Source organism: Ruegeria sp. O6, from assembly GCF_056535045.1.
In genome coordinates this window covers 195,001-210,535 of record NZ_JBQERM010000005.1, presented here as the reverse complement: position 1 = coordinate 210,535, position 15,535 = coordinate 195,001, and the positions used below count along the sequence as shown (strand labels likewise).

The window sequence follows — 15,535 nt, the reverse complement described above, 5'->3', positions numbered from 1 at the left end:
CTACACCAATCTGCAGCGAACAGTAAGGAGAACCCGATGGCGCTGGCTTTGGGGGTGGATACGGGTGGAACCTATACCGATGCGGTACTGATCCGGGATGAAAAAGAGGTCATAGCCTCGGCCAAGTCCCTGACCACACGCGCGGATTTGGCAATTGGTGTGGGCAAGGCGATTTCTGCCGTTCTGGAGCAGGCGAAAGTTGCGCCGGATCAGATTTCAATGGCGTCTTTGTCCACAACATTGGCGACTAATGCCTTGGTCGAAGGGCAGGGCGGGCGCGTTGCGTTGATCTATATCGGATTCAAAGACAGCGACCTTGAAAAGCACGGTTTGAAGGACGCGTTAAAAGGGGACCCGTCCCTGGTTATGTCTGGTGGGCATTCTCATTCTGGCAGCGAAGCTGCGCCATTGGACGTTGCCGCGCTGGAGCAGTTTTTAGACTCTCATAAAGGGATTTCTGGCTTTGCCATAGCCGCTCAGTTTGCCACCCGTAATCCCGCGCATGAACTGGAAGCCGCACGGATCGTTACGGAAAGAACCGGGGCTCCGGTAACATGTTCGCATCACTTGTCGGCAAAGCTGAATGGGCCGAAACGCGCCGTGACGGCCGTGTTGAATGCGCGGCTGATCGGGATGATCGATCGTTTGATCGGGCGTGCGCAGGACCAGCTGCGCGAGTTGGGGATAATGGCCCCGATGATGGTCGTGCGCGGTGATGGGGCGTTGATGAGTGCTGAACAGGCGCGTGAACGCCCCATTGAAACGATCCTGAGCGGACCAGCCGCGTCAATTGTAGGCGCGCGCTGGTTGACCGGCGCAGAGAATGCGTTGGTGTCGGATATTGGCGGCACGACAACTGACGTGGCGTTGATCCGTGACGGTAAGCCCGCGATAGACTCGGCCGGGGCACAGGTGGGCGGGTTCCGCACAATGGTCGAGGCAGTTGCGATGCGCACCCATGGCCTTGGAGGTGACAGTCAGGTGCATGTCGTGACCGAGGGGTTGCAGGGCGGTGTTTTTCTGGGGCCGCGCCGCGTTCTTCCGGTGTCCCTGATCGCCTCGGAAGCGCCCGAGATCGTCCATGCCGTTCTGGACGAGCAATTGCGGGCCACGACGGTGGGTGAGCACGATACGCGCTTTGCCCGTCGCGTTCCGGGAATACGTGACGACGGTATAGATGTGCGAGAAGAAGCCCTGTTGGAGCGGTTGGGAGATCAGGTTCTGCCGATCGGTTCCTTGCTTCGGTCCCGAATGGAGAGCGGCGCATTGACCCGGTTGGTGGACCGCGGGATCATTCAGATCTCGGGCGTGACGCCGTCGGATGCCAGCCATGTACTGGGGCGGGTGGATGCCTGGGATGCGGACGCCGCCCGTAAGGCACTTGAACTGGTCGCGCGCAAACGGGTCGGGTCCGGAGATATGTTGGCAAATTCCGCCGAAGCGCTGGCGCAGATGATCGTGGACCAGTTGACAGAACAGACCAGTTTGACCTTGTTAGAGGCTGCTTTTGATGAGGAGCCAGACAGTTTCGGGCATTCGCCGCAGGAGCTGGCGCGGCATATCCTGACACAGCGCGGATTGACGCAGCATCGCGGTTTGTTGTCGCTGACCGCAGCCCTGAACGTTGATGTTGTGGGACTTGGGGCATCTGCCCCCAGCTATTACCCGGCGGTTGGTGAACGGCTTCGCTGCCGGATGATACTGCCGGAACATGCGGGCGTAGCCAATGCGATTGGCGCTGTCGTGGGGCGGTTGACCTTACGGCGAACAGGCACGGTGACAAGTCCTGCCGAAGGGCGGTATCGTGTACATCTCGAGGACGGGCCCAAGGATTTTTCCGCATCAGAAGATGCGCTGGCTTTGCTGGAAAATGTTCTGAGGTCGGAAGCGGAAGGCGCGGTGCGCGAAGCCGGTGCAGAAGATATCCGGGTGATCGTGGATCGCGATATCAAAACCGCGCGGGTCGAGGCCAATGATGTGTTTGTCGAAGCAATGATTACGGTCGAGGCTAGCGGGCGACCGCGGGTTGCGGCGGGCTAGCCCCTCTGACTCGTTCAGAGGGGCCGGGCAGGTGGTGCATTATTCTGCGGCGCTGGCACGTTTGGGAAGAACCCAGTCCTGGCGCGGGAAGTGGCAGGTATATCCGTTCGGGATACGCTCAAGATAATCCTGATGCTCGGGTTCGGCCTCCCAAAAATCGCCGACGGGTTCGACTTCGGTTACGACTTTTCCCGGCCACAAGCCGCTGGCATTCACGTCTGCGATTGTATCCAGGGCGGTTGCTCTTTGGGCTTCATCGACGTGGTAAATCGCGGAACGATAGCTCATGCCTCGGTCGTTGCCTTGTCGATTCACCGTGGTCGGGTCGTGAATCTGGAAGAAGAATTCCAGCAGGTCGCGGTAACTGATCTGCGATGGGTCAAACCAGATCTCGATCCCTTCGGCGTGGGTGCCGTGGTTGCGATAGGTGGCGTTGGGCACATCGCCTCCGGTGTAGCCCACCCGGGTACGCAAGACGCCAGGCAGCTTGCGGATCAGGTCCTGCATACCCCAAAAGCAGCCTCCGGCCAGTACAGCACGGTGTTCAGTCATTGGATTTCCTCCACGTGGATCAGGAATTCGGCGTAACCTTCAGCCTCCATCTCATCCCGATGGATGAACCTGAGCGAGGCCGAGTTGATGCAATATCGCAGGCCGCCATGTTCTCGCGGGCCGTCGGGGAAGACATGCCCCAGATGGCTGTCGCCGTGTTTCGAGCGAACCTCGGTCCGGATCATACCATGTGTCGTGTCGCGAAACTCTTCCACATGCTCATGGATGATCGGCTTGGTAAAGCTGGGCCAGCCACATCCGGATTCGTATTTGTGGGTCGAAGCAAACAGCGGTTCGCCTGACACAATGTCCACGTAGATACCCGGTTCCTTGTTCCCCAAATACTTGCCTGTCCCCGGCCGTTCGGTGCCGTTGCGTTGGGTGACGTGAAATTCTTCGGGCGAAAGCGCCGCAATAACCGTGGGGTCTTTGGTGTAGCGTGTCATGGATCCTCCGGCTGATTTGACGTTTGTGCCATTATCTGGGGGCTGCCGTACAGAAAGCAAAGCGATATTTCAAAGCGCTCTCACAGTCGTGCGGTTGGTCAGACGCATACACTTAGGTCCTTGTGTTAGGCCGAAGTCGTTTTGCTGGCAGGTTGGCGTGAAAGCTGTACAGCAAGAATACCAAATGTCGTGATTGTAACGCCAATTGCGTCCATCGCGCCCAGTTTCTCGCCCAACAATATGGCTGCAATCGTGACACCGAATACCGGATTCAAGAAGTGGAACGTGGCTGCGCGGATTGCGCCGATGCGATCCAGAAGAAGGAACCAGATCAGCGTGGCCAGCAACCCAGGAAACAGGGTTGTGTAAGTGAACGCCAATGCCAATGGCAGCGTCGGGTGGATGTAGATGGCCTCAAAGATCGGAGCAGCCATGAACAACATGGCTGAACCTACAAGCATCTGCAGACCGACGACCATCATGAAATTACCGCCCGAAGTCGCACCGCGGACCGCGAGGGTGGCAAAGGTCAGCGCCAAAGCTCCGATGCCGCACAACGCGATGCCGAACATGTCGACACCAGAACTGATCCGGCTGCTCATGATCAGGGCGACGCCGGTGAATCCGGCAAACAATCCCAAAATCCCGAGAGGGCGCAGTTTCTCGCCGAAAATCAGCCACCCTGCCAGCGCCACCAACAAGGGCATTGTGGACGCGATAATCGCCGCAACCGAAGCCTCGACCGTTTGCATAGCGTAGAAATTCAGACCCAAATACAGGGCATTTTGGCAGATACCGAACAGAATTGTCGCCCGCCATTGGTTCCGGGTCAGGTGCCAGCTTTGCCCCATCGCCCGGGCAATCAGAACCCCCAGACCCCCTGAGATCAAAAACCGCAGAGCCAGCGAAAACAAGGGAGAGGCGTCTGCCACGATGATCCGCGCCGAGGTAAAGGCAGACGACCAGATCAGGGCAAAAGTAAGCCCCATGGCTATGGCGCGCAGATCCATGGAGACCCCCTGTCACTTTGCGCGGACTGTCCCCGATTTTCCGATGGGTCGCAAGCGCTGCGCGTCAAAAAAGACACATCCGTGATGCAACGAAAGTCACGAGGATGTTTTTATTGATTGACTGAACAATTAAAGTTATCGGCTCCGGGATCTGACATATCAAGGGAGGGTTGTCGGTGCTTCTGGAGTACATTCTATCTTTTGGCGTTCTGCTGGCGTTGGGCCTGGTCGCGTTCTTCGTAGTGAAGTGGTGGAACCTGCGCTGCGTTGGCGTTACACCTGTCCACCTTTTCACGTTCATCGCGATTCTGTTTACGTCCGGTCTGGATGTTGGCCTGATCATGTTCCCGCTGACAGAATTTGGTGGCTATGCCGAAGATCCGGCCTATGCCTTTGCTAATCCACTGGCGATCGAGTTCGGTTTCTGGGGATTTCTGATCTGGGCGTTTTACTTCCTGACAGCCTTCTATTTCTGCGTGATCGAACCCCGCGTGAACTTCTTTGAGATTCCGCTGGTCAAGCTGATCAACAACGTCGTCATCATCGGCACCTGCGCCTTTACCGCCAGCCTGTTCCTGATCTACCTGCCTGGCTACCTGCCAGAGGTCGGAGATGGAGAATCTGTTGTTACCACCTTCTACGTCATCGTGTTTGTGGTCATTCTGGCGGCAGCATACTCGTCGACCGATTTGAAATATGTGCGCATCCTGTCGGTCGGTTCGACCTTTCTGTTCCTTGCACTGATTCTGGGTATGTGGGCGGCCGCTGGCATGGGAATGACCGGGTTTATCGAAACCGGCAGTAACATTGGTGCCTATTTCACCAATGTGCACAAATTTGTCCTGCCGCTGACCGATTATCATGCCTTCTACTTGTTCTGGTGGTTTGCGTGGTCAATCATGATTGGCCAGTTTACTTCGCGCTTTGTGGGCGGTTTGAAAACCTGGCAGCTGCTGGCGGCGTTGTTGATCTTCCCGTCGATCCCGCTGGGGATCTGGTTCACCGTTCTCTACTACTATCACCTGAACGGCATCAGCACCGCAGGCATCACCAATATCGCGATGGTAATCGTGGGCGTGACCTTTGTGATCAACTCGCTGGACTCGCTGATTAGGCTCTATACAGACAACCTGAACATGACCGCCGAGCGGTTTGGCAAGGCGACCTATGTCGCTGGCAACGTCGCGCTGCTGTTTGTGCTAACGCTGCTGTTCCAGAGTCAGTGGTTGCAAATCCAGTGGATCGGAGCCGTCGTAGTCGGTCTTTACCTGGCTTGCGTGGTCTATATCCTGGTCACCAAGCGCAAAGAGGTGATGAGTATCGATGCCATGCCGGAAGATCGCGATCTGGACTTCCACAAGGTTGAGACGATTCACTGATTGTTTCGAACCTACCAAACCAAAAGCGGGCCTCGACATTGGGGCCCGCAGCCGTTTTTGGGCACTGCCCGATCCGGCCCTCATTCCTTGTCGTTCACTTCAGTTCGTGTCGAGACGATATTTGAGGAAACTGTGGCCAGCGTAGTCTACTTGCCCAACAAAATAAGCGCCGAGTTTGGTCATTGCGCGCAGTTTCGTGCGTGAAGGCGGCAGCAAGAATGTCACGAACGGAATACGATTGTCCTGCTTTGCGAATGCGATGGCCTGACGTGCTATCTTTGCACCCAGTCCAAATGCACCGGGCTTCAAGACCAACCCGAAATCCCACTCTTCACCTTCTTTTTGAAATCCGCCCCATCCCACATAATGTCCGCGGTGCAGAATTGCCCAATGACCTAGGCCGTCCCGCGCCCAACACGACTCTTTCGCGTGAATGAAACCGGCGACTGTTTCCTCATCCCAATCCTGCGTCAGGAGAGGCATGTGTTCGGCAAGAATTGGATTTCTCATATGCGCCAGTATCTCAGGTGCCGAGACGAGGGGCAGTCGCGTGAAGGTTATATCCTGTTCCATAGAACTGGGATTTAGCGGGCCAAGCAGGAAATCAAAGGGTTGTCCGTAAAAAACGTGCCAAGGACAACCGGTGTTGGATTGTAGCCCATATTTACAGTCTGAATAAGAACTCTGATGCCTTAGGACACATGTGCGCAGGCTTTAAAATGTGAAGCTCAGGCACAAAAAAGGGGCCGCGTAACCGCCACCCCTTTACATGGTTCCAAGCGCTTGAGATCAGCCGTTCACGCTGTCTTTCAGTGCTTTCGCGATGGTCATTTTCACAACCTTGTCGGCTTCTTTGGTGAAGGTTTCACCGGTTGCCGGGTTGCGGACCTGACGCTCGGGGCGTTCGCGGCAGTAGATTTTGCCGACGCCAGGCAGGGTCACTGCACCACCTGCGGAAACTTCGCGTGTGATCAGGCCGGTGATGGCCTCAAGCGCAGAGTTCGCGGATTTCTTATCGGTTCCCATTTCCTCAGCGAGAGCAGCAACCAGCTGAGTCTTTGTCATAGGTTTTGCCATTTCTTGGTCTCCTTAACGTGCCCGATCTATAGGGCCTCACCGCGTAACTGTAACGGGATATTGTGGCCAAACACAACGAATAGTAGCGCAGAAATCCCTAAAAATATGGGGAAAACGTTGCTTTTTTGCGTCAGAGGAAGGCAGTTTCGTCGAAGGAACGCAATTTCCGGCTGTGCAGACGCTCCAACGGCATGCCGCGCAGGTGCTCCATAGCGCGTATCCCGATCATCAAATGACGCCCGACCTGAGTGGTATAAAAGGAAGACGCCATGCCCGGTAGTTTCAGTTCGCCGTGCAGGGGCTTGTCCGACACGCACAGCAAAGTGCCGTAAGGAACGCGAAAGCGATAGCCGTTCGCGGCGATTGTGGCGCTTTCCATATCCAACGCGATGGCCCGCGACTGGCTGAGGCGCTGAACCGGTCCGGATTGATCGCGCAGTTCCCAGTTGCGATTGTCGACCGATGCAACTGTTCCCGTCCGCATGATCCGCTTCAGTTCATACCCTTCCAGCTCTGTCACCTCGGCCACGGCGCGTTCCAGCGCGACCTGAACCTCGGCCAGGGGCGGGATGGGCACCCAGACCGGCAGGTCATCATCCAGAACCTTGTCATCCCGTAGATATGCATGGGCCAGAACGAAATCACCCAATGCCTGCGTGTTGCGCAACCCGGCGCAATGGCCAACCATCAGCCACGCGTGCGGGCGCAGAACCGCGATATGGTCGGTCGCTGTTTTCGCATTCGACGGGCCGACACCGATGTTCACCAAAGTAAGACCCGAACCATCTTCACGCTTCAGATGATAGGTTGGCATTTGCGGCAGTTTCAGCGGTTGCTCGATTTCTGCGTCCGGCTGCGTGATCTCGACATTCCCGGTCGAGATAAAACTGGTATACCCGCTGCTGGGATCAGCCAACTGTTCGCGGGCGTAGTTTTCGAATTCCGAAACATAGAACTGATAGTTCGTGAACAGAACGTGATTCTGAAAATGCCGGGCATCCGTCGCTGTGTAATGTGCCAGCCGCGCAAGTGAATAATCGACCCGCTGGGCAGTAAACAATGACAAAGGCCCGACGGCGTCTTCATTTTCATGGACACCGTTGACGATGTCGTCATTCGTGGTGGTCAGATCCGGCACGTCAAACACGTCACGCAGGGTGAAAGCAGCCGCACCCTGATGCGGCACAACCAGATCCGACGTATTTGCCACGGCAAAGTGCACCGGAATCGGTGTATCCGACGCTGCAATCGTCACCGGTTGGTCGTGATTCTTGATCAAAAGGGCAATCTGCTGGGTCAGGTAGGATCGGAACAAATCCGGGCGCGTCACGGTTGTAGCGTGAACGCCGGGCTCTGACACATGCCCAAAACTCAGGCGGCTGTCGACTTGTGCATAGGTCGATGTCTTTATGCGAATCTCTGGGTAATAGGCTCTGTATCTGGCAGTTGGCGCACCATCTTGCAGTACCTTCGAGAAGCTGTCGCACAGAAATTCCGTTGCTTGAGTGTAAAGCTCCTCCAGTCGCGCAACTGCGGCTGCGGGATCGGTGAACTGTTCTGGTGAAAGGGCTTCAGGTGTCAGGAGTGTCGTCATGCCAAGGGTTCCAGAAGATCAATTTTTTCGAATGTGCGCACGTCAACCAGCCCGAGATCAGAGATCCTGAGTTCCGGTATGACGACCAACGCCAGTAGCGAATGTTGCATATACGCGTTGTTCAGATTGCAGCCACATTCCTGCATAGCCTGAACCATCCTGTCCGCCTTGGCCGCAACTTCAGCGGCCGGGCTGTCGGACATCAGACCGGCAATGGGAAGTTCGACCATCGCCAGTTCCTGGCCGTCCCTAAAGATCGTGATGCCGCCACCTACTTCGGCCAGTCGATTCGCGGCCAGCGCCATCTGTTCACGGTCGGTGCCGACGACGATCATGTGGTGACTGTCATGCGCCACGGTCGAGGCCATGGCCATTTTTCCCTGATATCCAAACCCCGAGACAAAGGCGTTGGTGACGCCCCCTGTCGCCCGGTGTCGTTCGACCAGTGATATCTGGCATACGTCACCCTCACCTTCAACAAGCCCGCCGATTATCGGCAATTCGGCTTTCAGGGCTTTAGTGGGGGCCTGGTTTTCTACCACGCCAATGACGTTGGCCCTTACCTTGTTTGCACCCTTCGGCGCCGCGATCTCAAAATCGGACGCGGCCAGTTCCTGCTTCAGATGAACGGTGCGACGTGCCTTGTCGGGCCAGTTCAGATGGGGGCAATCAACCTTGATCACCCCATTTTCCGCAACAACCTTCCCGCGCGCTATGACCAGTTCGACCGGCAATTCGGTCAGGTCAGAGCTGAGGATGATGTCCGCCCGTCGTCCCGGCGTGACCGATCCGATCTCGCGTTCTAGACCGAAATGCGTGGCGGTGTTGATCGTCGCCATCTGCACGGCCACAAGCGGGTCACAGCCGCAGGCAATCGCGTGGCGCACGACGCGGTTCATATGCCCATCATTGACCAGCGTGGCAGAGTGGCAGTCATCCGTGCACAGGATGAAATTGCGCGCATCCAGACCTTTTTCGGTTACTGCGGTAATCTGGCTTTCAACGTCATACCAGGCCGAGCCCAACCGCATCATCGAACGCATTCCCTGTCTGACCCGTGCGATGGCATCCGCTTCGCAGGTGCCTTCGTGGTCATCGGCAGGTCCGCCAGCCACGTAAGCCGCAAAATCAGGCCCTAAATCAGGGGATGCGTAATGTCCGCCGACGACCTTGCCTGCCCGCTGCGTGGCCGCAATCTCGGCCAGCATTTTGGGATCTCCGTGAATCACGCCGGGGAAGTTCATCATTTCCCCCAAGCCGATGATCCCGGGCCAATTCATCGCCTCGGCCACGTCTTCGGGGGTGATTTCATAGCCTGTCGTCTCTAACCCCGGTGCAGAGGGCGCGCAGGACGGCATCTGAGTGAAGATGTTGACCGGCTGCATCATTGCTTCGTCATGCATCATGCGCACACCGTCCAGCCCCAACACATTGGCGATCTCGTGCGGGTCGGTGAACATACTGGTTGTGCCATGGGGGATAACTGCGCGGGCAAACTCGGCAGGGGTCAGCATCCCCGATTCGATGTGCATATGCGCGTCGCATAAGCCGGGCAGGATAAAGCGGCCTTGCGCGTCGATAACCTGTGTCTCTGGTCCGATACAATGCGAGGCGTCGGGACCGACAAATGCAATACGGCCTGCAGCGATTGCAACTGAATGGTTCGGCAGCAGTTCGCGGCTGTGCACATTTACCCAAGTCCCACCCTTTATTACCGTATCTGCTGCCTCACGTCCGGCAGCAACTGCGATCAATCGGGGGGCGACATCGGGCCAAGTTGGGAAGGGTGTGTTTTCCATGGCTCAACTTTCACGAATGCGCGCGCGGGTGCAACCCCGGTTCTTTACTACTGCCGACGGATCACAATTCTGCAAATCTGCCCGACCCGGTCATCGAAAGCTGACATAGGCGCCGATAGCGCGCAGGAACCCGTCCGAGTTTACGTTTCGGACCCGAATTCTCGTCGTATCCAGTTCGCAAAGGTAACCGCTCCAGGCGTGTCCTCGGCCTGAGGGGAGAGCAGCAGATAATACGCCTCGGGCATCGGGGCGCGATGCTCAAATGGTGCGACTAGTCGTCCCTGATCGATCAAATGACCTGCGATGGTGTCATGGGCCAGGCACAGGCCACCTCCGGCCATCGCAGCTGACAAACAAACCAGATAGGTTGTCGCGTAGGTAATAGGCGGATTCTGCCAATTCAGAGCCTGATCTTCAACCCACGTCGTCCAGTTGGTCAACAGGTTGGAACAGTCGAACAGAGGTTTTTCCTGAAGGTCTTGCAGGCACACCTGATATCCCGGCGCGCAGACGGGATAGTAATATTCAGAGCGCAGCACCTCTGTCCGGGTTGTATCTGAGGGTCGAAGGGAATACCGGATCTCGACTGCTGCGCCTTCGGCCATCTCGCGGGGTTCCCACAGCTCGGTGAAGATGTTCAGCTGAACATCCGGGTGTTCAGCCTGAAATAATGGCAGACGCGGGGCCAGCCAGTTCACGGCGAAACTGATGTTGCACTGCACCTGGACCGCATTCTGTTGCGCGCCAGTTACCGCCTGAGTGCCCCGTATCAGTGTCCGAAACGCCTCGCGCACCACCGGCAAATAGGTGATTCCGGCCTCTGTCAGCTCAAGCGCCTTCGGGCGTCGCAGGAACAGTGGCTGACCCAGATGGCCTTCCAGTGATTTGATCTGCTGACTGACCGCACTTTGCGTCATGTTCAGATCCCGCGCCGCACCGGTGAATGACAGATGGCGGGCTGCGGCTTCGAATGTGCGCAGCCAGCCAAGCGGGGGAAGCCTGTTTTGCATCGACATAACTCCGGCATAAGTTTTGCTAATGGGATAGTTGCGTTTTTTTCGTTGGTCAAATTGCCGGACCAAATGCAGGCTTTGGTCATTCGCAGATACCAAAGGACGCGTCACATGAGTCTCACCAACCTTCGTCCCAATATCGATCATTGGTCAGAACGTGTGGACATGGCCGCAACCTTTCGCTGGACGGCCCGGCTGAACATGCACGAAGCCGTCGCCAACCACTTCAGCCTTGCTGTGAACGAAGACGGGACGCAGTTCCTGATGAACCCCAATCAGGCGCATTTCTCGCGTATTCGCGCGTCTGATCTGTTGCTGTTGAACGCCAACGATCCGGATGTGATGTCACAGCCCGGCGCACCTGATCCCACGGCCTGGGGCCTGCACGGCTCGATCCATCGCCACTGCCCGCACGCGCGTTGCGTCATGCATGTGCATTCGATTTTCGCAACTGTTCTGGCGTCACTGGCCGACAGTACACTTCCGCCAATCGACCAGAACACCGCGACCTTCTACAACCGCTACGTTGTTGACGAAGAATTTGGCGGATTGGCTTTTGAAAGCGAAGGCGAGCGGTGCGCCGGGATGTTGGCTGATCCGAAGAAGAAAGTCATGATCATGGGCAACCACGGGGTTCTGATCACCGGCAGCGACCCTGCAGATACCTTTAACAGGCTCTACTATTTCGAGCGCGCTGCCGAAACATACATCCGGGCACTGCAAACAGGCCTGCCCCTGCGGGTGCTGTCGGATGAAATTGCCGAGAAAACAGCACAGGAACTGGACGACTACCCCGGTCAAGCCGAAGCGCATCTGCGAGAGATCAAGGCAATACTCGATGCAGAAGGCTCGGATTACGCAACCTGAATGCAAGACAGAGTGACCGACATGCGAGATTCCACGCAGGACCCCGAAGCTGCCCGCTGGCATTACCACCCCGACGGGCCAGTGGGTCTCAACCCGCTGTTCAGTTGGCCACCACGTCCGGCGGCCGTGCTGAAATGGTACAGCGGAGCGTGGTTGCAAATCACCGCCCTGACCCTGTGCATGACCTTGGCCGTCATCGCCTATGCGTTCTTTTTTCCTGCGTTAGAGACGATGAAAAGCTTTGCGCCCGGATGGATGTTTCGGATCTGGTTGCTGAACATGGTGCCGCAAACTCTGGTGGCAGGAAGCCTGCACTGGTGGCTGTACATGCGCAAAGGGCAGGGGATGTACAAAAAGTTTGATCGCAGGGACCTGACACGGGACAACGGAACATTCACATTCCGCAATCAGGTCTGGGATAACATCTGGTGGACGCTGGGCAGCGCCATGACGGTGGCGACCATTTACCAGTGGGTCATCTTCTGGGCGATGGCAAATGGCTGGGTTCCGACGATTACCTGGGCCAGCTCGCCGGTGTGGTTCGTGGTTTGGATGTTGTTTATTCCCATGTGGTCCGGTCTGCATTTTTACTGGGTGCACCGGCTGGAACATCATCCCAGGCTTTATAAACATGTGCACGCGGTCCATCACCGCAATGTCAATACCGGGCCATGGTCAGGGATTTCGAATCACTGGTATGAAAACATGCTGTATTTCACGACGTATTTCATCCACCTGATCGTGCCTTCCCATCCGCTGCATGTGTTGTTTCACAGCTCGTTCCAGCAGGTCAGCCCGATACTGTCCCATTCTGGGTTCGAGAAGCTAAAGGCCGGTGAGACCGAAGCCGCGCGGGCGGGCGACTTTTTTCACCAGCTCCACCACAGGTATTTCGAGTGCAACTACGGCACATCCGAAATTCCGTTCGACAAGTGGTTTGGCACCTATCACGATGGCTCAGCCGAGGCGACGACACGCACGAGGGCCTACAAAAAGCAGATGTACACTTGACGCGGCTGGTTCTGTCCGGGGACTAAACCCGCTCGAACAATGCAATGAAGGCCGTGTCATCCTTATTGGGTCCTGCGGCAAGATCGCCATAGATGCGAACCTCGGGCAGGGTCAGGTTGTGGATCTGGTCCTGTTCCAGTTCGTGCAGCTTGCCCTTGAAGCCCATCTTTTCGAAATGGCGGGCGTTTATTGACAGGGCGAACGTAGCGCCTGATCGTGCGACGCGAAGCAGCGCAGGCAACACTTCGGGACCCAGATGGCCATGCGTGAACGTGCCAGATGACACGATGCCGGAATAGCTGTCTGGCGGAACCGGGATGCCATGGGTCAGGTCAGCCTCGATCGCGTCCCGGTAGATATCCTTGCGCATAGCCTGTTCCAGCATCTCTGAACTGATATCCGTGGCATCAATCGGGCCAACACCAAGCCCAGACAACACCGCGCCGCACAGGCCCGTTCCCGCTCCGACATCCAGAACCGGCCCCTGACCGCCCGCGCCCACAAACGCCCGCGCGGTATGGGTATGAAGCTGATAATCCTCACGCGCGGCAAAGCTGTCGTCATAGTCCCCGGCCCATTCCGCATAAAGGCGTTTGTTATCGTCCGGAGAGCTCAGCGCGTAGGCAGAATGCAGGTCTGGTTTCTTTTTGCTCATATCCACAGAAAGGCGCATCAGAAGATTCGATTCAAGTGCGTCCATGCGGCGCTTGCATCCCGATGCGCTGAAGCCCATCAACGGTGCATGACCAAGACACTCTTCTCATTTGGCCACGGCTATTCTGCGCAGGCCCTTTCCCGAATTCTTGCCCCGAAAGGCTGGCAGATTTTTGGCACCACACGAGATGGCGAAGGCACAGATGCGATACGTGCCTCTGGCGCGGACCCGCTGATCTGGCCCGGTGAGGTTCCAAATCTGGATCGGGTGACGCATTTGCTGATCTCAACGGCACCGGGCGAGGCGGGCGATCCGGTACTGGCGGCGCTGGGCGACGAGATCCGAAAACGAGCAAGTCAGTTCACTTGGGTGGGTTATTTATCGACAACGGCTGTTTATGGCGATCACCAGGGCGCCTGGGTTGACGAAGACACCCCGCCAACACCGACCGCCAAGCGTGGAAAGTGGCGCATGCTGGCTGAAGAGCAATGGGCGGCTGTGCCGGGCCTGCCTGTTCACATCTTCCGTCTGGCAGGGATTTACGGCCCGGGCCGTGGGCCGTTCTCTAAGCTCACACGCGGTGGGCTGCGGCGTATCATCAAGCCGGGGCAAGTGTTTTCGCGTATCCACGTGGATGACATTGCGCAGGTTCTGCAAGCCTCGATGACAAGGCCGAATCCGGGCAGTGTTTACAATGTCTGCGACGATGAGCCTGTCCCGCCACAGGATGTCATCGGGTATGCCGCCGAGTTGCAGGGGCTTCCTCTGCCCCCGGCGGTTTCATTTGACGAGGCCGATCTGACACCGATGGCGCGCAGTTTTTATAACGAGAACAAACGCGTCCGAAACGACCGGATCAAGGATGAGTTGGGTGTCGAATTGATCTACCCGAACTACCGGGTGGGGTTGGAGGCGCTTATGAAGGACCGGTAGGTTCTTTACTGCGCGGCTGCCTTAATCATGTCCGAGGCTTTTTCCGCGATCATTATTGTTGGCGCGTTTGTGTTTCCCGACACCAGCGTTGGCATCACCGACGCATCAACTACACGCAGCCCCTCAATCCCCCGCACCCGAAGTTCGGGATCCACAACAGCCAAATCGTCGGTACCCATCTTGCAGGTGCCGACCGGGTGATAGATCGTATCGGCGCGAGCGCGGATATGCCCCTCCCAATCGGCGTCGGATTTCGCCATATCCGTTCCGAACATTTCTTTGTGCCGATATTTGGCCAAAGCCGGCGCTTGCAGGATGTCTCGCGTCATTCGCGCGCCTTTGATCATGGTGTCCAGATCGCGTGCATCTGCAAGAAATCCCGGGTCGATGAGAGGCATTGCCATTGGGTCGGCGCTGCTCAGGCCAACGGTTCCCCGGCTTTCCGGGCGAAGCTTGCAGATATGACAGCTGTACCCGTAACCGTAATGCAGTTTGCGGGCGTGATCATCGACCATTGCGATGGTGAAATGCAGCTGGATATCCGGGCGCTCCAGCTCGGGTGAAGTTTTCAGAAACGCCGCGCCTTCGGCAAACGGAGTGGCCGCCATTGACACACCGGTCTTGCGCCACTGATGGATGTGCTTCAGCAGTCGCACTGCCGCTGTTGCGCCGATCCCAAAGTTGTTCGTGTCTTTGGTCCGGTAGGTCAGCGTAAAGTCGAGGTGGTCCTGCAGGTTCCGCCCTACACCCGGTAGTTCGTTGAGAACAGCGATCCCGTGCGGTTCAAGATCAGCGCTTGCTCCAATCCCAGAGATTTGCAGCAGCTGCGGTGTTTTTAATGCTCCCGCGCACAGCAGAACTTCGCGAGTGGCGGTAACGGTGGTGTCTGCCTCTTTGCCTTTGACCCTGAAAACAACGCCAGTTGCGCGCTTACCCTGAAATACCAGCCTTTTCGCATGGGCATGTGTAATGATCGTCAGGTTCGGACGGTTGGCAATCGGGAACAGGTAGCCCGCAGCCGCTGAGCACCGCTCTCCATTCTTTGCCGGATCATGAAACTGCGTTACCTGATACAGCCCGACACCTTCGTTATCGCCTCGGTTGAAATCTTCAGTATGACGGTGTTGGAGTTGCTGCGCGGCTTCAATGAACGCGCGGG

At 56.9% G+C, this 15,535-nt stretch carries 15 protein-coding genes (1 of these 15 cut by a window edge); 5 read left to right on the top strand and 10 right to left on the bottom strand.

What is annotated here, in order from left to right:
- Positions 1-36: 36 nt before the first annotated feature.
- Positions 37-2,040, top strand: coding sequence for a hydantoinase/oxoprolinase family protein (locus tag ACR0DY_RS09210; protein ID WP_480547256.1), 2,004 nt, complete (start codon positions 37-39; stop codon positions 2,038-2,040).
- 39 nt (positions 2,041-2,079) lie between these two features.
- Here the strand turns inward: ACR0DY_RS09210 and msrA are convergent, their stop codons facing one another.
- The 3 genes from msrA to ACR0DY_RS09195 form a co-directional block, all read right to left on the bottom strand.
- Positions 2,080-2,592, bottom strand: a complete 513-nt coding sequence (gene msrA, locus ACR0DY_RS09205) for a peptide-methionine (S)-S-oxide reductase MsrA (protein ID WP_480484597.1) — start codon at positions 2,590-2,592, stop codon at positions 2,080-2,082.
- Positions 2,589-3,038, bottom strand: coding sequence for a peptide-methionine (R)-S-oxide reductase MsrB (gene msrB / locus ACR0DY_RS09200; protein WP_267363147.1), 450 nt, complete (start codon positions 3,036-3,038; stop codon positions 2,589-2,591). The genes msrA and msrB overlap by 4 nt, the downstream gene beginning before the upstream one ends.
- 125 nt (positions 3,039-3,163) lie before the next feature.
- Positions 3,164-4,048: a DMT family transporter gene (locus ACR0DY_RS09195; RefSeq protein WP_480547258.1), complete on the bottom strand. Its 885-nt coding sequence runs from the start codon at positions 4,046-4,048 to the stop codon at positions 3,164-3,166.
- Positions 4,049-4,230: 182 nt separating this feature from the next.
- Between ACR0DY_RS09195 and ACR0DY_RS09190 the strand changes: the two genes are divergently transcribed.
- A complete protein-coding gene (locus ACR0DY_RS09190) occupies positions 4,231-5,427 on the top strand; it encodes a BCCT family transporter (RefSeq protein ID WP_480484607.1) in 1,197 nt (398 codons plus the stop codon).
- Between the two features lie 99 nt (positions 5,428-5,526).
- Here ACR0DY_RS09190 and ACR0DY_RS09185 read toward each other — a convergent pair whose 3' ends face one another.
- From ACR0DY_RS09185 to ACR0DY_RS09165, 5 genes are all read right to left on the bottom strand, one after another.
- Positions 5,527-5,937, bottom strand: a complete 411-nt coding sequence (locus ACR0DY_RS09185) for a hypothetical protein (protein WP_480484598.1) — start codon at positions 5,935-5,937, stop codon at positions 5,527-5,529.
- Positions 5,938-6,216: 279 nt separating this feature from the next.
- The gene (locus tag ACR0DY_RS09180) at positions 6,217-6,504 is read right to left on the bottom strand and encodes an HU family DNA-binding protein (protein ID WP_117871130.1); all 288 of its coding nucleotides are present in this window, start codon (positions 6,502-6,504) and stop codon (positions 6,217-6,219) included.
- 130 nt (positions 6,505-6,634) lie between these two features.
- On the bottom strand, positions 6,635-8,098 hold the full coding sequence (locus ACR0DY_RS09175; RefSeq protein WP_480547262.1) for an AMP nucleosidase: 1,464 nt from the start codon (positions 8,096-8,098) through the stop codon (positions 6,635-6,637).
- Positions 8,095-9,897: an adenine deaminase gene (gene ade / locus ACR0DY_RS09170; protein WP_480547264.1), complete on the bottom strand. Its 1,803-nt coding sequence runs from the start codon at positions 9,895-9,897 to the stop codon at positions 8,095-8,097. The genes ACR0DY_RS09175 and ade overlap by 4 nt, the downstream gene beginning before the upstream one ends.
- Before the next feature lie 140 nt (positions 9,898-10,037).
- A complete protein-coding gene (locus tag ACR0DY_RS09165; protein WP_480484601.1) occupies positions 10,038-10,907 on the bottom strand; it encodes a LysR family transcriptional regulator in 870 nt (289 codons plus the stop codon).
- A gap of 114 nt (positions 10,908-11,021) precedes the next feature.
- Here ACR0DY_RS09165 and ACR0DY_RS09160 point away from each other — a divergent pair, with 114 nt between their 5' ends.
- Together ACR0DY_RS09160 and ACR0DY_RS09155 are read left to right on the top strand one after the other, a co-directional pair.
- Positions 11,022-11,777, top strand: a complete 756-nt coding sequence (locus ACR0DY_RS09160; protein ID WP_480484602.1) for a class II aldolase and adducin N-terminal domain-containing protein — start codon at positions 11,022-11,024, stop codon at positions 11,775-11,777.
- 21 nt (positions 11,778-11,798) lie between these two features.
- A complete protein-coding gene (locus ACR0DY_RS09155) occupies positions 11,799-12,788 on the top strand; it encodes a sterol desaturase family protein (RefSeq protein ID WP_480547266.1) in 990 nt (329 codons plus the stop codon).
- A 22-nt stretch (positions 12,789-12,810) separates the two neighbouring features.
- On the opposite strand, the gene ACR0DY_RS09150 is transcribed toward ACR0DY_RS09155, so the two are convergent.
- Positions 12,811-13,443, bottom strand: a complete 633-nt coding sequence (locus ACR0DY_RS09150; RefSeq protein ID WP_480484608.1) for a class I SAM-dependent DNA methyltransferase — start codon at positions 13,441-13,443, stop codon at positions 12,811-12,813.
- An 87-nt stretch (positions 13,444-13,530) separates the two neighbouring features.
- Between ACR0DY_RS09150 and ACR0DY_RS09145 the strand changes: the two genes are divergently transcribed.
- Positions 13,531-14,376, top strand: a complete 846-nt coding sequence (locus tag ACR0DY_RS09145) for an SDR family oxidoreductase (protein ID WP_480484604.1) — start codon at positions 13,531-13,533, stop codon at positions 14,374-14,376.
- Positions 14,377-14,381: 5 nt separating this feature from the next.
- Here the strand turns inward: ACR0DY_RS09145 and ACR0DY_RS09140 are convergent, their stop codons facing one another.
- A protein-coding gene (locus tag ACR0DY_RS09140) for a GMC family oxidoreductase (RefSeq protein WP_480487100.1) crosses the window boundary here: on the bottom strand, positions 14,382-15,535 show its 3' portion. Its footprint extends 466 nt past the window's final position; 1,154 of the gene's 1,620 nt are visible here — the last part of the coding sequence; its start codon lies beyond the right edge, outside the window; its stop codon occupies positions 14,382-14,384.